Origin of the sequence: Stieleria varia (assembly GCF_038443385.1) — a bacterium.
GTDB lineage: Bacteria > Planctomycetota > Planctomycetia > Pirellulales > Pirellulaceae > Stieleria > Stieleria varia.
In genome coordinates this window covers 7,426,313-7,445,703 of sequence record NZ_CP151726.1, presented here as the reverse complement: position 1 = coordinate 7,445,703, position 19,391 = coordinate 7,426,313, and the positions used below count along the sequence as shown (strand labels likewise).

General features: G+C 55.1%; 14 protein-coding genes. 4 read left to right on the top strand and 10 right to left on the bottom strand.

The features are described from left to right. Nucleotides 1-95: 95 nt before the first annotated feature. Nucleotides 96-1,049 (bottom strand): amidohydrolase family protein, encoded by a 954-nt coding sequence (locus Pla52nx_RS25035; protein ID WP_146520385.1) that lies wholly within the window; start codon nucleotides 1,047-1,049, stop codon nucleotides 96-98. A gap of 147 nt (nucleotides 1,050-1,196) precedes the next feature. Here Pla52nx_RS25035 and Pla52nx_RS25030 point away from each other — a divergent pair, with 147 nt between their 5' ends. Next, complete coding sequence (locus Pla52nx_RS25030; protein ID WP_342190256.1) at nucleotides 1,197-3,386, top strand: hypothetical protein; 2,190 nt, start codon at nucleotides 1,197-1,199, stop codon at nucleotides 3,384-3,386. Here the strand turns inward: Pla52nx_RS25030 and Pla52nx_RS25025 are convergent. Continuing rightward, entirely contained in the window at nucleotides 3,374-4,246 is an 873-nt protein-coding gene (locus Pla52nx_RS25025) for a carbon-nitrogen hydrolase (RefSeq protein WP_146520387.1), read from the bottom strand. The genes Pla52nx_RS25030 and Pla52nx_RS25025 overlap by 13 nt on opposite strands. Nucleotides 4,247-4,278: 32 nt before the next feature. Here Pla52nx_RS25025 and bioD point away from each other — a divergent pair, with 32 nt between their 5' ends. Then, the gene (gene bioD / locus Pla52nx_RS25020; protein ID WP_146520388.1) at nucleotides 4,279-5,025 is read left to right on the top strand and encodes a dethiobiotin synthase; all 747 of its coding nucleotides are present in this window, start codon (nucleotides 4,279-4,281) and stop codon (nucleotides 5,023-5,025) included. 395 nt (nucleotides 5,026-5,420) lie between these two features. On the opposite strand, the gene Pla52nx_RS25015 is transcribed toward bioD, so the two are convergent. After that, a complete protein-coding gene (locus Pla52nx_RS25015; protein WP_146520389.1) occupies nucleotides 5,421-6,341 on the bottom strand; it encodes a hypothetical protein in 921 nt (306 codons plus the stop codon). Nucleotides 6,342-6,589: 248 nt separating this feature from the next. On the opposite strand from Pla52nx_RS25015, the gene Pla52nx_RS25010 reads away from it, so the two are divergent. Then, on the top strand, nucleotides 6,590-8,464 hold the full coding sequence (locus Pla52nx_RS25010; RefSeq protein WP_197454634.1) for a mucoidy inhibitor MuiA family protein: 1,875 nt from the start codon (nucleotides 6,590-6,592) through the stop codon (nucleotides 8,462-8,464). A gap of 97 nt (nucleotides 8,465-8,561) precedes the next feature. Continuing rightward, nucleotides 8,562-9,146 carry an SAM-dependent methyltransferase gene (locus tag Pla52nx_RS25005; RefSeq protein WP_146520391.1) on the top strand — a complete coding sequence of 195 codons (585 nt, stop codon included), beginning with the start codon at nucleotides 8,562-8,564 and terminating at the stop codon, nucleotides 9,144-9,146. A gap of 106 nt (nucleotides 9,147-9,252) precedes the next feature. Here Pla52nx_RS25005 and Pla52nx_RS25000 read toward each other — a convergent pair whose 3' ends face one another. The 7 genes from Pla52nx_RS25000 to Pla52nx_RS24970 form a co-directional block, all read right to left on the bottom strand. Further along, on the bottom strand, nucleotides 9,253-9,636 hold the full coding sequence (locus tag Pla52nx_RS25000; protein ID WP_231742014.1) for an RND transporter: 384 nt from the start codon (nucleotides 9,634-9,636) through the stop codon (nucleotides 9,253-9,255). 25 nt (nucleotides 9,637-9,661) lie between these two features. Further along, nucleotides 9,662-12,895: an efflux RND transporter permease subunit gene (locus Pla52nx_RS24995; protein WP_146520392.1), complete on the bottom strand. Its 3,234-nt coding sequence runs from the start codon at nucleotides 12,893-12,895 to the stop codon at nucleotides 9,662-9,664. Between the two features lie 34 nt (nucleotides 12,896-12,929). Next, entirely contained in the window at nucleotides 12,930-14,597 is a 1,668-nt protein-coding gene (locus Pla52nx_RS24990) for an efflux RND transporter periplasmic adaptor subunit (protein ID WP_197454635.1), read from the bottom strand. A 135-nt stretch (nucleotides 14,598-14,732) separates the two neighbouring features. Continuing rightward, nucleotides 14,733-15,137, bottom strand: a complete 405-nt coding sequence (locus Pla52nx_RS24985; RefSeq protein WP_146520394.1) for a hypothetical protein — start codon at nucleotides 15,135-15,137, stop codon at nucleotides 14,733-14,735. 433 nt (nucleotides 15,138-15,570) lie between these two features. Continuing rightward, on the bottom strand, nucleotides 15,571-16,479 hold the full coding sequence (locus tag Pla52nx_RS24980; RefSeq protein ID WP_197454636.1) for a DUF1963 domain-containing protein: 909 nt from the start codon (nucleotides 16,477-16,479) through the stop codon (nucleotides 15,571-15,573). Nucleotides 16,480-17,760: 1,281 nt separating this feature from the next. Beyond that, nucleotides 17,761-18,783 (bottom strand): hypothetical protein, encoded by a 1,023-nt coding sequence (locus Pla52nx_RS24975; protein WP_146520396.1) that lies wholly within the window; start codon nucleotides 18,781-18,783, stop codon nucleotides 17,761-17,763. Nucleotides 18,784-19,029: 246 nt separating this feature from the next. After that, the gene (locus tag Pla52nx_RS24970; protein WP_146520397.1) at nucleotides 19,030-19,326 is read right to left on the bottom strand and encodes a tyrosine-type recombinase/integrase; all 297 of its coding nucleotides are present in this window, start codon (nucleotides 19,324-19,326) and stop codon (nucleotides 19,030-19,032) included. Between the last annotated feature and the right edge of the window lie 65 nt (nucleotides 19,327-19,391).

Below are 19,391 nucleotides of genomic sequence, written 5' to 3'. Positions count from 1 at the left end.
GGATTCGCCAGAATTCCTTGCACAAATGATTTTCTGCCAAAACCACGACGCCAACGATTGATGATGTGTCATCAATGCCGAACGCAGTTTATCCGTTATTCAACGTCTGCGGCGGATAAATGATAGACGCGAACCGCGTTGTCTCGCATCACTTTCTGCACCGCCGCTTTACCGTGTTGATTCAAATAATCCAAAGCCAAACTGACAACAGCGTCCACCGAACCGTAGTGAGTGCAGACGCCCCAGTTGGTGCCGAAGATCAGCCTGTCTTCCCCAAAGCTTTCCATCAGCGGTTGGAACACGGGCAGGTAAGCCTTCAGATCGCTCGGCGCCTCGCCGGAGAAAGGTTTGACGCCAGAGAAATCGATCAGGCTGCTGAACTTGCAATGCACATTGGGCAGCGTTCCCGCGCGGCGCACGGCGGCGAGCCACTGCTCGGTTGGCTTGCCGTCGACCATGCGTGCACGAAAACCATGATTGATGACGACCGATAACTTGGGGAAATCGTTGGAGAGTGTGATGACGTCATCGATCTGCTTGGCATCGATCAACAAATCCGCAACCAGGCCCTGTTGTTCCAGCATGGCGAGATGCTTGCGTCCTTGTTCGCTTTCCAGACAGGACGCCAGTTCCCCCATTCGAATTCGATATCCTTTCAGGTGACCGCTTTCCATGTAACGCTGATGATGGCTGGCGAAGTCGTCTGCTGTTAAATCGCCATGAGCCACGTAGCCACAAATCAAATCCGAATCCGCTTGATCGATCACCCAGTCGTTGAATCGCAACAGATCTTGATCGACCGCCTCGACCACGACGGTGGCACGGATGCCCAGACGCTCGGCGATCGGCGCGTAGTCATTGGGCACAAAAACTTGGCCCAGTGTGTTTCGTGGGTCAAACGATCGGGCGGCGTGCTCAGCAAGGACTTGCTCGGTACCCTTGAAATGCGTGTGGGTGTCGATGATCCAGGGAGAATCTGCCCGCAATGGGGAGTGGTGGAATCCGGCACTTACCAGCAACAAAGTCGCTGCGATGGGGAAAAAACGCATTTGAGAACAGGTCGTGAGGGCGGCGGGATGGATTGTGGTGGATTTCTGACCGGCCTGGCCATCTTTTATGACGTGCGGCAGACGACTGAAGCATGATAGATTGTAACCAGCCACGAATCATTCGAGTCCCATCGAGAGAACGCTAGCTTGAACTTCAAGCCCTTTTCCGTTCAGTGCCCGACATGCTCCAGCCGGCTGCGAGTCACCGACCCGCATCTGGTGGATACGATCGTGGCGTGCCCACGCTGTCAATCGATGGTGCAGATCGCTGCGCCAGAGCAAATTGCGCCAGAGCAAATTATGCCAGAGGGATCTGTGCCTGCGGGATACTCACCTGTCGGCGGTCCACAGATCGCTGTCGGCGATCACCCCGTCGACAGCGGAGCGCTGACGCAAGACTCCGTCGATGGCGGGTCCGCGGTCGGAGATGCCAACGCTTCGCAGACTGCTGGTCACGGACAGGCTCCTCCCGTCAGCGGCTTTCATTCCGCGCCTGCGGACACCGCGTCGCTCGCGGATTCAACATTGGCAGGAACGGGCGAAGGCCAAGACTACTCAGAGTTTGGTGATCCGTTGCGGCCGGATTGGCAAAGCGAGCGGACGCAGCGGTCACGACAAATCGCGATGCTGGTCGCATTGATGGCCTCCGTGCTGATCACCACCGTCTTTGTCTTTGTTTACTTCGTTCGCACGTGGAAAACGGAAACAACGGCAGACGCAACTGGAGTCGTCGATGACGGCTCGGTCGATCCCAGTCCATCACCGATCAACGATGCTCCCAACCCACCAGATGATGCGACGCCGACGGATGATTCGCACGTAGCAACCGATGACGAGTCGATGCCGCCCGGTGATGCGACGGACGTCAACACTGGGGACGCAGCCAACGAATCCGATCCCTCCGCTCCCCACGATGCGGCAGATGCGGCAGAGCCTGAGCAAATGGCCGCGTCTCCCAACAACAGCCCGCCAGCGAACACTTCGGCGATCCCCAATGACTTGTTTCCACAGTCGCCCTTGGATGATCTGTTGGGGCCTTCGCCATTGAAGTCTCCACTGACCGATGATCCCAAGGATGCCGGCCCTGCGACTGAAATGATGGCGTTGCCGAAGGGTTTGCGGAAAGATTTTTTTGATCTTGAGATGGATCGGCCCCAAGCACCGCCCACTGAACCTGCTCCGCCGACTTTGGATGAAGTCATCGTGGATCGACCGGCTCAGGAAAGCTTGGACCCGATGTTGATCGCCAGTCCTCCCAGCCCGATCAACGTTCGTCGCGCCTTAGCGATGCGTTACGCGCTCAGCACGGACGGCGACACCATGCCCCTGATGGACTTGGTAACCCTGATCAGCCAAACGACAGGCGCACCGATTCAACTGCAATGGGTGTCTTTTGATTTGATCGGATCAGGGATCTCGCAACCCATCACGGTACCCAAAGGATGGAAGACATCCGAGGATTTGCTCAACCACATCGCCGAGCAAGCGGGAGCCGAAGTGACGATCGAAGACTATGTGATCCGAATCGGCCCCACGCAAGCAAACTTGGATGCCGCGACGAATGCCTTGTTGGATCTGGCGGACCTCGGCAATGATACCGCGGCCGGTGTCGACTGCGTCAATCAACTGATCTTTGGCAAATCCAATCAAGCAAATCCGGATCGCGTGCTGCCGCCCGAAACTCTGACTCAGAAGCAACTCGGTGCGTTAGCCGCTGACGCGATGCGGCGAATACGTGGCGTGACGCCTCGGATCAAGGACGGCGTTTTCGCCAAGTGGGCTCAGCCCGTCGAGTCCGCGCAAGCCGACTGGCCCGTCTTGGCCGATCAACGATCTGGCCCGACGTTGTTGATGCCTATCACCGCGATCGATTTGCTCCATTCGGTCGCCGCGCGAAACAACGCAGACTGCTTTGTGAATTGGGACGACGGCATTCGCCGACGGTTTTCGCCCATCCAACGCGTGATGCCCTTCATGGGTGACGACGTCAGTGCGGGTGAGGCATTGGCCGATACTTTGTCGCCATTCGAATTGCAAGTCCGAGTCGTGGACTCGGACTACTGGTGGGTCGGCAGCGAAGCGACTTATGATCGATTGCCCGTGGTCCTGTGGACCCAGCCACTGGCCGACAAGGATGACTTTGTTGCCCGCATGCGTGCAGCACTCGCCAGCGATGCGGCCAGCAGCGTCGCGACGGAAGTCAACGCCGCCATCCGTTTTGACATCGCGGTCGATGCCACGACCGAACGTGCGCTAATGGTGTTGCCACGATTCATGGTCCGCCAATTGCCAAAGATCCTCGCAAAGCCGAGCGACGGTGTTGCTCAGTCCAAGTAACGCTTGGTCAGATCCTGGTAAGCGTCCACGCGTCGATCTCGCAAGAAAGGCCAGTGGGTGCGAACGACATCGATTTCATCGAGTTCACATTCAAACGCCAGGAAGGTTTCACTTTCATGATCGGCCTTGGCGACGACCTCGCCACGCGGAGAGGTGATGAACGATCCTCCCCAAAACTCAACCTTGCCTTCTTTGCCGACGCGGTTGGGAGCCCCCAACCACAAACCGTTGGCGATCGCGTGGGCTCGCATCGCCGTTTGCCAAGCGTCATGTTGCCCGGCACCGTACTCTTCTTTCTCACCATCGATCCAACCGATCGCCGTGGGAAACAATAGGATCTCCGCACCGGCCAGCGACAGCAGCCGCGCGGTTTCGGGAAACCATTGGTCCCAGCAAATGCCTACACCCAGTTTTGCGTATCGCGTTTGGATCGGTTTGAAACCGAGATCGCCGGGGGCGAAATAAAATTTTTCGTAGTACAGCGGGTCGTCCGGGATGTGCATCTTGCGGTATGTCCCCGCAACGCTGCCATCGGCGTCCACGACGACGACCGTGTTGTGGTACACGCCAGCCGCCCTCTTTTCGAAGATCGGAACAACAATCACGATGGCCAATTCGCGAGCCAGTCCAGCCATCATCTGGATCACGGGGCCGTCCAACGGCATCGCATCGTCAAATCGACAGTGGTCCTCCGTTTGGCAAGGATAAGCGTCGCAAAAGAGTTCTTGCAAACAAATGACTTGTGCGCCAGAGTCTCCCTGGGTCGCCTCGCGAATCAGCCGCTCGGTCGCTTCCAATGTCTTGTCTCGCGATCCTGCGTACCGCATCTGTAGCAATGCCAAGCGAACCGTTCTTGTCACTTTTCTTTCCCTTTTGAGCAATCAATAAAACAATGGAGACGCATCCGACAAAAACCGTTTTTGTAACGGGCACGGACACCGACGTCGGCAAAACCTACGTGGCTTCCCTGCTAGCTCGCACGCTCGTCGGAAAATGCCAGCGAGTAGGAGTGTACAAGCCAGTAGCCAGCGGTTGTATCCCGGCTACGATCATGATGGTGGACGGTCAACCGGAACTGAATCCAGGTCAGTCCGGGGATTCTGGGGGAATGGTTGCCACCGATGCCTTTGAATTGTGGCGAGCGGCTGGCATGCCCAGGCGATTGGACGACGTTTGCCCTCAACGGTTTGCCCTGCCGGTCGCCCCACCCGCCGCAGCGGCAGCCGAAAACCGCGAGGTTGACGCCAAGTTGTTGGTCGATGGTGCAGCCAAATGGCGTTCCGGGTACGACTGGTTGATCGTCGAAGGAGCCGGTGGATTCATGAGCCCTCTGGCAGACGGGCTGCTGAATATCGATCTCTATCGTCAGCTGGGCCAACCGAAACTCCTGGTCGTTGCGGCCAACCGCCTGGGAACCATTCATCAATCCCTCGCCACCTGTCTGGCAGCACAGCAGCTGGGCTGCGAGGTGTCAGGGTTACTGCTCAATGCCGTGCAATCAACCACCGACTCGTCATGCACAGGCAACGCAGAGCAAATCCGACGATACAGTAACGTCGAGTTCCTCGGCACGGTTGATTACCAACAAACGACCTTGCCCGACAATATCATCGGTGCCATCGAGAAGTGGTTTGCCTGAACGATGTGTCGCCATCGTCGCTCGACTCTCCGAGTCGCAATTGTCGCTCGACTCTCCGAGTCGTTAGCGTGCGGCCCCTTAAAATCAACCATCCACTAAACGCATTCACGCCGCGAGCCCGTGGGTCAGCGGTTGCCACTTGCCCGACCGTATGATGAAGCACGCTATCGATTTGGAAAATCGAGCGACATTCACTCGACTTTGCCTCTCTAGTCTCTAGTCCGGATTATTCATCAGCCGCAACGCGATAGCGTCCGGTTCCTAACTATAGGCGTGAGAACCGGACGCTATCGCGTGGCGGCTGATATGCGCACACTGTTTTCGTGCTAATCCGCGCAAACCGTTTTGTGCAAACGTGTTGCGAAGACTGCAGCGAGCCGCGTGAATGATCAAGGCTAGCGTGCCAAGGAATCCAAGTACGCTTGCACTTGGCAATGGGTGATCAGTCGAGTCCGCACCACCAAGTATCGCCGCGTGCCAAGGCAATGCATTCTGCAATCTGAAGCTCCACCCATGTTGACCCAGCAATCCGATTCGACCATCTGCTGGAGCGATTCGGTGAGCTGCCAGCCATTGGAATCATTGGGAACGAAACCATCCAGCGTCAAAACGGGAGTCTTGGTTGCCGCGTTGAGTTTCTCCACCAGCGAAGTGACATCATAGACTCTCAAGTATCCATTCATCTCGGCAGACTCGATCGTGGTGATCGTGATCTGCCCCGATCGAATGGTGATCGTCGCATCCACCGGGGCAAGAAAGGAATCCAAGTGAGACAACAGGCTGATTGAGTTGCTCGTCACATCGCTTGACGCCCGAGGCTTGACCGGAATAGATTTCCACCACGGCGTGTCCGAAGCGGACTCATTACCAGCGGACTCATTGCCAGCCGGTTCGTCGTCCACGACAGGACTGCCAAACGGGTCCGAGTTGGACGTGATCACGCGAGTCTCTCGAGTGCGTTTGGCTAACATTGAACTCGCCAATTCTGGTCGCGTGGCTCGGTTACAGTCGACACCGATTTCATCGAACGAACGCTGATCGATGACCGCCTGAACGACCGTGGAGAGATCGCGATGTATGTCCAGAATCGTTGTCTGATGATCCCAAGCAAAAGGTGATGGTGCCTGCAAAACGAGTTCCAGATTTTCCTCCTGCGACGAACTCATTTGTGAATCGGCAATCCAAGACTTCACAGAACGTGAAGACGCAGGACTTGTGTCTTGTGCCATCAACAAGGCAGGCATTGCTCTCGGCATCAGAATGAACGCACCGAGAATGAGACACGCCCGGATGATCGATCGAATTCGTTTCAACATAGGACGCCTGATTGCTCGGGTTGGGATCGAGTTGAAGAAGTCTGCGGGGCAGTTCTGCTTGAATGCATTTCCATTGATGCAATTGGTATGCCGAATGCAACGGCATCATCAACATCAACGATTCCAAGCACCTATCGATCAGCACGTTTGATTTGGCAACACGGTTCCGACACCGTCTGTTGCAAATCGCAACAGATTGAACTGCCACGGACGAATCGAATCTCAAAAAACATCAGGAAACCATGGACATGATTACGCATACCTTGGGTACCACGCAAAACGCGTTTGCCGCGACAACATGCTTGATGCTGTGCTTTTTCACCGCCACATCCGCCCAAATCTCATGGAGTGACGATGCGGTGGAGAAAACGGTTGCAACGAAAGTGGTATCGGCAACTGTGTACCGCGATCAAGCGAGAGTGCAAAGAAGCGTCGTCATTGAGCCGTCCATGGAGGTTCAACGAATCCGTTGCACCGGTCTGCCATCGGCACTCGTCGCTGACAGCGTTCGGGTGGAGGATGCCCACGACATAGACTTGATCGGCCTGCACCTTGATACCCACCACGCAGTTCTCAACCCTCAAATTGAGGAGGAGAAACAGGCTTGGGCGGATGAGCGTCGAAAGCTCGACACGGAGCTTCGAACCGCGCAGCAAACCGAGTCGGTCGTCGAGCAGGATCTCGCAACATTAGAAAAACTCGTTGCGTTCTCCGCAGAGAAAACAAGAGACGATCTCAATCAAGCTCGCCTCGATGTGGGGGCCTTAACTCAGTTGGCTGAATTCACGATGTCACGACGCCGTGAACTCGCCACCGAGCTGTTTCAGCAGCAGGCAAAAGTCCAGGAGATATCCGATGCCATCGAGCGGCTTGAGTCACAGCCGAAACCATGGCTACGATCCGACGCCAAGGAGACCTCCGATGTGATCCTGACCGTACGCTCTCCCGGCGGCGGGTCACTGCGGTTGACCTACCAAGTACACAACGTCAGTTGGGTGCCGGTTTACAAAGTGTTTGGCACGACAGCCAGCGTGAAGCCTGGCCAAAACGCCGGCGAGCCCGTGAGATTGGCCATGGACGCCAACGTGATTCAGCAAAGTGGCGAGGATTGGCCCATGGTGAAAGTCACTCTAGCCGGCACGTCGCCAGAGTATCGTACGAGTCACCCGCAAATGGTGCCCCTGAGAATATCTACGGCCGACAGTGAGTCGGGCCTGCCGACGGACAATGCGTTTCCCACCACGGTGATGCCGGGACTCGGCACCACAAATCCGATGTCCTGGCAACAGGATGCCGCACTGAACCAAATGGCCTCCCATCAGCAAATTGCGGAATTATCACGAGCCAGTAGCGTGCAACGTCAGATCGCCCCCGATGCGGATCAAGATCTTGCGGACCTGCAGTTTTCGGTGCCCGGCGAACTTGATCTAAACTGCCGAGCAACACCGCACCGACTGCCTGTGATGGAGCAAGCATTGCCTACGGAAATGTATCGCGTCGTCATGCCGTTGTTGAGCAGCTACGCGTACCATGAAGCTCGCATCACGAACAATTCGGACATCCCATTACCCGGCGGCGATGCAGACGTCTACCTTGACGGTCGCTTTATCGGAGAAACCACTCTTGAGCCCACCGCACCCGGGCAGCCGATGATCGTGGGATTCGGCAGCGACCGACAGGTGCGGACAAGACGAGAACTGCTCAATCGGCGTGAGTCCATCCAAGGCGGCAACCGACGATATGAAATGGCCTTCCGATTGGTTGTCAGTAATTTTCATGCCTCGCCGATCGACATTCGGCTGTTCGACCGAATGCCGATCGCAGCAACCGACGGTTCAATCGACATTCAGTTGACCGCTGAGCAGACCACCAATCTTTCCGACGACCCGTTGTACCTGCGTCTTTCTCGCCCCGCCGGAATCCTGCGGTGGGACATGACGATCCCGGCTGAGAGACACGGCGCAAACGCGTTGGATCACCATTACACCTACAGCGTCGAAATGGACAAGCAGCATTCGATTGTCGGCAATGAACTGGCCGACCAGATCCAATCCGACTTGCGTTTCCAAAACCGCAACGTCGGCGGCGGCATGGGAGGCGGTTTCGGAGGCGGAGCGTTTTGATTGAAAAAGAAAAACACCTCCCGCGTGCACAAAAGAGCTAGAATCTGGGTTCCCGTCCCCAGTTTTTCACGGCACCCCAAATAGGATTGTGCAGACCATGCTTCGATTTCATTTTGCGGCCATTGCATGGAGTGTCACAATCGTCGGCTTATTCACCACTGTGGCTCACTCGACGGCAGATGACCGGTCCGTTGAACCGGTCGAAAGTGCCATCACGGTCCCAACGCCGGACGATGTCGTCGCCAAGATGCTGGACTTGGTCAAAGTCAAAAAGGACGACGTGTTGTACGACCTCGGATGTGGCGATGGACGGATCGTCGTTGCCGCGGCGGTCAAGTATCGATGTCGCGCGGTTGGATTCGACATCAACCCGTTAAAGATCGATCAATCTCGTGAACGAGTCAAACAAGCGGGCGTCCAGTCGTTGGTTCGCATCGAACAGAAAGACATTTTCAAAGTGGATCTGGCACCGGCGACGGTGCTGACGTTGTATCTGTTGCCCGAGATGAATGATCAACTGGTCCCACAAATCCAGAAAATGAAGGCCGGAACCCGCATCGTCTGTCACGATTTTCCCATCGAAGCGTTCCAACCGGAGCAAAGGATCACGATCAAATCCGTTGAAACGGACGCCCCGCATGAAATCTTCCTCTACCGTCTGCCCCTGAAACCACGCAAGTAAACGCTGCCCGCCACAGGACGAGCCACCCCACGAGCCACCCCACGAGCCGCCGGTTTTTCTGCGGCTCGTCGCTGAACCCACAAACTGGCTGCCGCCATCGCGTCGCTTATTCAGTTGGCTTGGGCGGTTGTTCGCCGAACTTGGCTTCGTAGCGGGACGCAAACTTGCTGAAGTTGTCTGGGTTGCAGATGAAACACTGCGAATCAGGGCGATTGTGCTCATCGCACCAGTCCCCTTTCGCTTTGAAGTCAGCGATCAGCGAAGTCTTGCACAATGCACACTCTTCCTCGGGAACACCGTGTTCATTGCACCACCAACCGCTGTGGTCGTGCGAAGCATGCTCACCTTCCGCATGCTTGTCTGCCGCATGCTCACCTTCCGCATGGTCACCTTCCGCATGCTCATGGACGACCTCTTGAGTTTTCTCCCCACACCCAGTGATGCCGACGGATACCAACGCTGCCAACATCATTGAAAAAAACAATCTCATTTCCATTCTCCCTTCGTGTAAAGCATCAGCAAACATCGACACCGAGACGATTCGGTTGCCTTGAAACGGAATGTCTGCCGATTGCTTCGACATCAGACAATGACTCGCCATCGACTTTGCGAGTTGGGCCATTGCCCGGTGAGTTGTGTTCGTCCGCATGAATCGGACCTTGAAAGACCATGTACAGCACTCTCAGTACCAGCAGCGACATCACCATCGCACTGATGACGCCGCCGATCACGACGGTTGCGAGCGGTCGTTGAACCTCGGCACCCATTCCAGTACTGAATGCCATCGGGATGAATCCCAACGCCGCGACAAGTGTCGTCATGAGCACCGGACGCAGACGAGTCAAAGCAGCCTGCTCGACCGCTTTCTCCAGTGCCATGCCTTTTTCGCGAAGCTGTCGAATGCACGACACCAACAGCATGTCGTCAAGTACCGCCACACCCGATAAAGCGACAAACCCGACCGCTGCCGAAATCGAAAACGGCATGTCACGAAGCCACAAGGCGATGATGCCGCCGGTCCACGCGAAGGGGATTCCCGTGAAAACCCGAACCGTATCGACGATGTTTCCATAGGTCATGTACAGCAATGAAAAAATCAACACCAGTGCCACAGGCACCACAATCATCAACCTCTGGCGAGCAGCGATCATGTGTTCAAACTGTCCGCCGAACTCGATGTAGTAACGCGACGATGGCATCACGATTTTTTCGTCAAGCTTTCGCCGAGCTTCGGCAACGAAACCGCCGACATCACGGCCTCGCACATTGACCGAAACCGTCACGCGTCGTTGCCCCCATTCACGGGCAATTTGCGAAGGCCCCGTCGTCAAGACGACATCTGCCAAACGCCCCAACGGAATCTGCTCGCCCGCCGGTGTGGTCACCGGAATCGCGGCAATCGCATCCGGGTCATCGCGGTTCGCCTTCGGTAGACGAATAACCAAGGGAAAACGCAACTGACCTTCAAAAACGTCACCGACAGGCCGGTTCCCGATCGCTTCGACAAGATCTAGCACCGATGACGCAGGGATGCCGTAGCGAGCAATCACGTCCTGTTTGATCTTGATTTGCAGCATCGGTTGACCTGTCAATTGGGTCGCACCCACGTCCGCTGAGCCCTCAACAGCGAGCAGCACTTGCTCGATCTCAGCTGCTTTCGCAGACAGCGTATCCAGGTCATCACCGTACAGCTTCACGGCGATATCACTACGACTGCCGGTTCCGAGTTCATCCAGTCGCAGTTTGATCGGTTGGGTATAGGCGAGTCGCTGGCCGGGCAAATCGCGGAGGGTCTGCTCGAATCGCCGCGTCAACTCACTTTGGCTGGACGCTTGTTTCCACTGACTGCGGGGACGCAGCGTGATGAAGACGTCCGTCAATTCGAGTCCCATTGGATCGGTCGCGATCTCTGCCGAACCGATACGGCTCCAAACATGCGCCACTTCGTCGGGAAACTCATCGAGCAACACACGTTCCATCTGCGAATTGAAACGCAGGGAATCATCGAGTTCGGTTCCCGCCAGGCGAACCACATTGATGGCAACGGCACCCTCGCTAAGCTGTGGCATGAACTCGGTTCCGAGATTCGGAGCGATCATTCCAAACGCGATCAGCAAAACGCCTGATGCGAAACCGATCACGGCGAACTTTTGCCGCATCGTAAAATGCAACACGGGGTGATAAAGACGCTTCAGCAAACGAACGAGCAATGGTTCGCGATCGGTCATCTTTTTCGGCAACAGCAAACTCGCCAACACGGGCATCAACGTCATCGACATCAGCATGGATCCGGCCAGTGCAAAAATGACCGTCATCGCCATGGGACGGAACATTTTGCCCTCGATGCCTTCCAGCGTCAGGATCGGCAGATAGACGATCATGATGATGAGCTCACCAAACATCGTCGGTCCACGCACCTCAACGGCTGCGTCGCGAACGATCTCCAAGCGACTTCGCTTCAATGGATTGGCTTCGCTCAAATGTCGCGTACAGTTCTCGATCATCACGACGGAACTGTCGACGACCAACCCAAAGTCGATCGCACCGAGACTGAGCAAGCTGGCGGCGATTCCGAAACGCCACATGCCGGTGAATGCGAACAGCATCGACAACGGGATCGCCAAAGCCACAATCAATCCGGCTCGCAGATTCCCGAGAAAGAAGAACAACACCGCGACAACCAACAAACCGCCTTCAAAAAGGTTCTTGCGAACCGTGTCGATCACCGAATCGACCAACTCGGTTCGATCGTACATGGTCACCAAGGCCATACCGGACGGCAGGTTGGACTTGATTTCTTCGATCCTCTTCTTTAACGCTTCGGTGTATTGGTGAGTGTTCTCGCCCATCAACATGAAACCGAGTCCCATCACCGCTTCACCTCGCCCATCCGCTGTCACCGCTCCGCGGCGAATTTCATGACCAATATCGACGGTTGAAACGTCGCGAATGCGAACCGGCACTCCATCAACGGCTTTGATGACAATGTTGCCGATCTGTTCGATGTCCGTCGTTCGTCCGAGACCCTGCACCAGCAGCATTTCGCCCATGCGGTCGATGTTGCCCCCTCCGACGTTACGGTTGTTTTGCTGAAGTGCCGTGACAACCTCGCCAAACGTCAACCCGCGTGACACCAATCCGGCCGGATCAAGCCGAACCTGAAACTGCTTTTCATACCCGCCCCAACTGTTAATCTCTGCCGTACCAGGAACCGTTCTTAGCTGTGGTTTGACGACCCAGTCATGCGTCGTCCGCAGTTCAGTCAGTAAATGCAATCGCTCTTCGTCGGGCAACGCCGAAAAGTCGACGCCAGGATAAGTCAGTATGTAATGGAACACTTCACCAAGTCCCGTCGCGACGGGGCCCATCTTGGGACGACTAACTCCCATGGGCAGCTCAACGGTCGCCAGTCGTTCGCCAACGACCTGCCGAGCAAAGTAAATGTCGGTGCCGTCCTCGAAAGTGACGACGACCTGTGAGAATCCAAACTTTGACACCGAACGAATGTTCTCCAAAGCTGGCAATCCGCTCAATGATTGCTCGATCGGGTAGGTGATCTGCCGCTCGATCTCCTCCGGTGCAAGCGATGCCGCCGTCGTGTTGACTTGAACCATCACCGGCGTCGTGTCGGGAAAAGCATCGATGTCCAGGCGGCTGAGTGCATAGCCGCCGGTGGCGATCAAGACGATGACGCCCAGCAAGACGGCAACGCGATGATGCAGCGATACTTCAATTAGTCGTTCAAGCACTAAAATTCCCTTTCATGGTCCAACATTGCAGTGATCAGTGGCCGCAGGTGCAGCCGGCACCAAGGTTGCTCTTGAGCAACTGAGCCCGCAGCACGTCGCTGCCGCTTGACGCGACCACTTCGCCTGGCAAAACGCCCGCGATGATTTCGACGAATTTGTCTCGCCTTACGCCTGGCCGCACACTGCGCGCGACAAAGAACTTGGGGCGATTCTTTTCAAAGAACCTCGCGTCCCTCACAAAAACGACATGTCCTGTCCCATCCCATTGCAACGATGATTCGGGGACAACGATCGCGTCGGACTCCTCACGCAATACGATCTGTCCCGCGCCGAATGATTCATTTCGTAGGCTTTCATCCGTGTTGGAAAGCTCTGTACGAACCCGAACGGTGCGCGTTTGAGGATCAACGTCTGTGCTAATCCAAGAAACTCTTCCTTCGTGTGTCGTTGTTTGACCGTCCGGCAAATAGCGAACGGTTTGACCGATCCGAACCAATGATGCTTGTTCCGCCGCGACTCTCAGATCAAGCCACACAGCGCGAGTGTCGACGATGCGGAATATATTGCTGCCACGATCGACGACTTGCCCGATCGTCGCGAGTCGATCGACGACACGACCTTCTATGGGCGCGGTGACGGCAACGAGATTGTCGCTGTCCTCGACATCCTTGATGTGGTCTGCACCAATCGAACGAATGATCGCTTTCGCCTTCGCGAGATCCTCCCCACGCAGTCTCTCGATGTCCACGTGCAAACCCAGGTTGGTAAACGCACGGATCGCTTGTTCCACGTTCGCATTTGCCTGCCGCAATTCCGTTTTTGCTTCCATGACTCGGCTGCCGGAAATGGCACCGCTCGGGGCCAGCTTGGCAACGCGATCGTGTTGATCTTGCTTGAGTTGTTCGTACAGCAACGCAGACAACAACGCGGTCTTCAGCCGTCCGGCTTCTTGCGAGTCGATCACGGCCATTACGTCGCCGGCTTTCACCCAGTCACCGACTTGCACCATCGCTCGCCGCACGATCCCATCGATTTGCGGCGAGACTTGGGCCGTCTTGGTCTCGTCGTATCGAATCTCGCCAGCCGCAGTGATTTCCTCGGTGATGGCACGCCTCTCAACGGGCTCGACGTCAACGCCCGCTTTGGTCATCGCTTCGAGTGACGCGAACTGAATCCGAGTTCCAGGAGTGCTGCTGACAGCGATGTTTTCTTTGCGATGTGTCAACATCAAGGCACGTTCCGCCCGAGCCAGGTCGCTGGTGGTGGGTTCCGTTGGCTGTTTCGTTTCAGCCAGCCTCGGGTGACACAGTACGCATCCGTGAACACCATGTTCTCGGCAGAACGTCAACTCGGCCGCGTCCTCGATCAGGCCCGGTTGGCAAACGATGCACGCTTCCTCGGGCACCCCATGACTGTCGCACCAAGCGGGATCGGCATTTGCGACATCCTCAGCCACGCTACTGAACTTTGGCAGTTTCCAATCGTTTTGATGACCGAACCAAGCCATCCCAGCCAACACAGCGACGACCAAGACGGAGGGCATCCAACCGAAAACGAAACCTCTCGCACGATCAACGATTCCCAAACGAGTCGGCAATGCATCCGATGGCAGATCCGATGGCGGTTGCTCGCGTGAGAGGGGTATGGCGGAGATTGGCTGAGGCGAAGTGACGGGTTGTTCAAGAACTTTAGCTTCAGACATAGCAATGCTTTCCGGAGAGACGACATGCAACGAAAGAGAACGCCAGCCATAACCCTTGCATCGCAATTCGTGCATGCGCAGCACGTTTCACGAATCATCCAACGAGGGAGGCTGTAGACTCAGAGCAGGGAGTCGTTACAAAAGCAGTGTGCAATAAGAAGTCAGCAGCGCACGCCCACTCGGCGGCTTGAAGCTGTCGGGAAAGTCGTCTGTTCGAGAGACCTTGTTAGCAGAAGGCGATACGGCAGCATCCATCGACACGACGAAGAACGCATCGAAATCGAGTTGCGGCATCGGTGTTTCAAACGCGGGCGGCAACGCTCCCGCACAGAAGCAATCGTGACATTCGTCGGGACACGATGGCGAAACCGGAGCATCGTTTCGCGAGTCGTCCGTTTTTTCGTGACAGCAACAATCATCACAATCGCTGACCGTCGTCGCCAATTGCGAATCATCCGCACCGCCACAACACCGCCCACCCGTCGCTGGACAAACCAGCACGGTGATGCAAATGAGCAGGTGAAGTAGATGCTGAAACACGGCAACGGCTTATGCAAAACGGAAAACAGATTCAAATCCATCATCGGCACATAGCGGTCATTCGTCAAGGTTAAATACCGTTTGAGCGATCATTGACCAGTCTTTCAATCCGTCGTAGCTGGTCTGAATGGTCGATGAACCGCCATCACGCTGGAAATTGACTCACCGATCAGCTCACGCCCCATAGCCGAGCGCGTGTAAAGTGGATGGGGTCGTTTTGGCTATTCCAAACCCATTCTCAACTTCTCGAGTACAGGTGTAAGCACCGGACACTATCGCGTGGCGGCTGAACGTCTGTTCTATTACCCGACGCCGATTGTGGCACCAAGCAGCAAGTTCTTGCTGGCAACTCCCCAAAAGAAAGAAACCCTCAATCAGTGTCTGCGCGCTCGTCGGAGGGACCGGAAATTAAGAAGTGAACGGTTACGTGCGTTCAACGCTGAAAAAAAGATGATAGCTCACCAGAGCTCGACGAAACAATAACCTGCCCCCCTCCTAGCGACAGCCAATTGCGATCAATTGGATGAACGCCCTGCAGTAACTTGGGAAGATTTAATCCCAATTCTGGTAAGTTTACAAAGTCGATGCCGAAAAATACCGCTACACCTGAACCTTGCTCATTAATTTCGTTAGCCCTCCAGTCGCTCGGCTGAATATTTTTTGTATAGCATGAAACAAATGAACCTCTTGGGAATGCGATGTCAATATCAATGTGATTGTTGACGAAAACTCCTTTGTGCTGCGCATTCGGGAAGATGCTTAACCTAAATCGCTTTCCTCTAGCCTCAGTAAGGACGCGAACACCATCAGGCACTTCGCTCGCCGAAGCACGCTTTCCAGTACGAGAGTTTGAGCCGTACACACGGATCGAATGGCTGCTACCGTCTGGAAACGTCGATTCCGCGAAAATTGAAATCACATCAAATGCAAATGTACGATTCCCTTGGCGGGCGTTCAATATATCCCAAGATTCACCTAAATAGAGCTGTGCGACAAATGTCATCGGCTTATTGTTCACGACTGGCCAGCTAAACCTATTGTCGACAAACGGAAGCCCCCCTAGCTTCGTGCAGAAGTCGCAGTCTCCCGCCCCCTTTTCAAAAATATAATAGTCCGCGAACGCAGGCGGCCCGAGATCCGATGTAATCTTCTTCAATTGTCCCAAATCAAATTCCCGTTGCTCAAGATCTTCGATCCCCTGAATGAGCGAGAGCACAGTATTGTGATTGACTGGTTGGATCTTCATTTTTCCAGGCTCATCTGCCAACGCGGTATTGATGGAAACCAAATGCACCAGGAAAAACAACAGGAAAAAAAACGGGACGGGGGTTGAATTGGTCACTCTGAAGTGACTTTTGGCTTTGGGCGTTTGCGTGGGCGGCCTGCGGGACGCAAGGTGTGCCATAGCCCGTGCCTTTCAGCCACTTGCTCGATCCATTGCTCACTGCCGTAGGGTCGAGAGCGATCGACGCAGGTTCGCAATTCCTTTAATTCACCGGCCGCCAATGCAGCGAAACCCATTTAAAACCCCCTTCCCCTTTTCGCGTTCTTCCCCTTTTCGCGTTGGCCACGAGTGCGGTTGGAGAGAGGGCGGCGGGGGAGTTTTTGTCGTAGTTGCATGGAGCTCATTGTACGGCATTGGGCTGCCATGCGGCTACTTTTCTACTTGCTCCACAGGGTGCGTTTTGTCGCCAGGCTTACGGGGACACAGCACTTTGTTGCTTGCCGCCGGGTTCACCGAATCGATCTTAGTCCCGCTTTTTCCTCTGCTCGGTTTGAGACAGTACGATGCCTCAACAAAGTGCTGTTCCTGTTTCTCCGTTCCTCAAGTTTGCTCACGCTAAGACGCGAAGGCGCGAAGAAAGGTGCTCTCTCCTTCGCGTCTTAGCGCCTTCGCGTGCAAACATTCAAACCCAATTCCAAACCCCCTTGCCCTTTTCGCGTTCGTCTCGATCAAGCGAACAGCAACGCATTGGTTACCCAAGTCACACTGGGCAGTCTTGGCAACCGGGTAAACCGGCAAGCTCTCGCTAGTAACGTCCCAAAGAAAGAACCCCTCACTCAACGTCTGCGCGGTCTGCAGACGGATCGGGTATTAAGAAGTGAACGCTCCCACAATGTAGAGCCGCGGAAGCGGCGGAAGCGTAAAGCCTGGGACGCAAGTCCCAGGTCTCGTTTCGCAACGATCCCTATTAAGCCCCGAAGGTGGCGACAGATTCTGATTGATACCCTCCCGTTTCTGTCGCCGCTTCGCGGCTTCGCTGACGTGTCAATGTAACACCCCATGGGGCTGACGCCCAATGCTTTATGCTGCCGTCGCATCCGCGACTGTGCACGGGCACCAATGTTGATTGGCGACATCAGTCACTTCAATCAGCTTTTAAAACCCCCTTCCCTTTATTGCTCGTTCTTTATTGCTCGTTCAAAGCGCGACTGTTTCGAGTCGCTCAGAGTGATCGCATCGTCTACAATCGAGCCAACCAAGAGCAAGAAACCGCGTTGCTCACCCAAGTCGCACTGGGCAGTCTCGGCAACCAGCTAAACCAGCAAAATCCAGCTGGCAGCACCCCAAAGAAAGAAACCCTCAATCAACGTCCGCGCGCTCGCAGGAGGGTTCGGGATTTTAGAAGTGACCGTTTCGTAACCTGCTACTGATTCGATTCAACCCCCGTCCCGTTTTTCTCTCCCGTCCCGTTTTTCTCTCCGGTTTGTTTCCGATCTCAAAAAGTTCCTTTGGCCATGCGGAAAAGAATGACCACTCTACCCGTTGCTCTGCCAGTGCGAGGCACTCAACACCAAATGAGCCCGGCAGAGCGATCCAAAGAACTGCCTGATCAGCTGATTCGTTGAACCCCACTTCAATTGCGAACTGTCCGCCTTGATCGAATACGCGATCAGACCACGCGATGCAGTGATGCTTCATAAGCACTTGTCCGGATCGGTCAAGCACAAAAACTATCACTAGGGACTGGACATCACTAGAATTGGCGTTAGTAAAACTCAGTAAAAGATGCCGCTCATCATGTGCAGCGCCTAAGGGCATCAAGTCTTCGATGCCAGTAACGACGCCTTTTTGAACTGGCCATAAGCGACCATCGTTTAGAGCAATGCGGTCGTTAGACGCGGAAAAGCTTTGCGAGACAGCAAACGATCTATCTTTCAGATATTTCTCCCATGACCCTTCATCGAGTCGACTCATTAAAAGCTCACTCATCGCTGCGGAAGGGCGAGACTTTGCCAATTGAAAAACATCATGTACAAAATCGCTTTGAACATTCGACACCGTTTTTTCGTCGGCATTCGACCTCTGAAACGCAACAAGCCGTTGACCGAGTATCCTCAAGTCAACATCTTCGCTCACGCTCAGTGCCTGCGCAGACTGAGGATTTGAAAACTCTGCAATGACTCTTGCGAGTCTTCCCTTCGTCGGGCCCCACTGAACTTTGGAGTAAAGGTTCTCCACATCATCGATTGTGGTCGCTAATTCGTCGCCGACCTTTAGGCTGATTGGCATTGGAGAAGTAAAGGCATATCCAGTTGATTGGCTATCCTGAGACCAGCAAGTTCGCACGCCAACCCCGGAAAGCATCACGGTAACAAAACAAAGTATTACGTTTGCCGAATGAGTCACTAAAGCATCACACATTTTCAGGGCCTCGCGTCGATGTGTGCTGTATTTACGTCAAAGCAACAATTCCAATTCATCACTTGCCTGACTGCCTCGTAGGTGCAGTGGCGTTTGATGCGGCGGGGCGTTGGTGAGACAATTTCGCACGGGCTAATGGCAACTACGACTTCCCTCGCTCGCACGGGTGCTGCTGGAGACAGGGCGGCGGGGAGTTTTTGTCGTAGTTGTATGAAGGTCATTGTACGGCATCGGGTGGCGAGGCGGTTAGTTTTCTTTTCGCTCTGCAGGGTGCGTTTTGTCGTGGATTTCCAAGAGCTTGCGGAATGACGTTCGCGCGTAAATTTGCGTCGTGTCGCTCTTGGCGTGGCCGAGGATTTGCTGGATCAGCGTCAGGTCCGCTCCGTTTTCGTGCATCGCGGTGGCCATGCTGTGTCGAAAGACGTGACAGGCTCCCGGTTTGTGGGTGCTGGCAGCTTGGATACCCCGGCGACCGTACTCGGTGATCGTGTCGGGTTCGATCGGAGTACCTGTTTTAAAACCCCCTTCCCCTTTTCGCGCCACCTTCCCCTTTTCTCGCTACGATCTCCACTCCAACTCACGCTGAACCAAAACACGCGAGCACCTTA

Bases quoted from the DNA above. Each gene is read 5' to 3' on its own strand.
- Pla52nx_RS25015 (WP_146520389.1), bottom strand. From the start codon at position 6,341: ATGTTGAAACGAATTCGATCGATCATCCGGGCGTGTCTCATTCTCGGT.
- Pla52nx_RS24975 (WP_146520396.1), bottom strand. From the start codon at position 18,783: ATGTGTGATGCTTTAGTGACTCATTCGGCAAACGTAATACTTTGTTTT.
- Pla52nx_RS25000 (WP_231742014.1), bottom strand. From the start codon at position 9,636: ATGAGATTGTTTTTTTCAATGATGTTGGCAGCGTTGGTATCCGTCGGC.
- Pla52nx_RS25035 (WP_146520385.1), bottom strand. From the start codon at position 1,049: ATGCGTTTTTTCCCCATCGCAGCGACTTTGTTGCTGGTAAGTGCCGGA.
- Pla52nx_RS24990 (WP_197454635.1), bottom strand. From the start codon at position 14,597: ATGTCTGAAGCTAAAGTTCTTGAACAACCCGTCACTTCGCCTCAGCCA.
- Pla52nx_RS25005 (WP_146520391.1), top strand. From the start codon at position 8,562: ATGCTTCGATTTCATTTTGCGGCCATTGCATGGAGTGTCACAATCGTC.
- Pla52nx_RS25010 (WP_197454634.1), top strand. From the start codon at position 6,590: ATGATTACGCATACCTTGGGTACCACGCAAAACGCGTTTGCCGCGACA.
- bioD (WP_146520388.1), top strand. From the start codon at position 4,279: ATGGAGACGCATCCGACAAAAACCGTTTTTGTAACGGGCACGGACACC.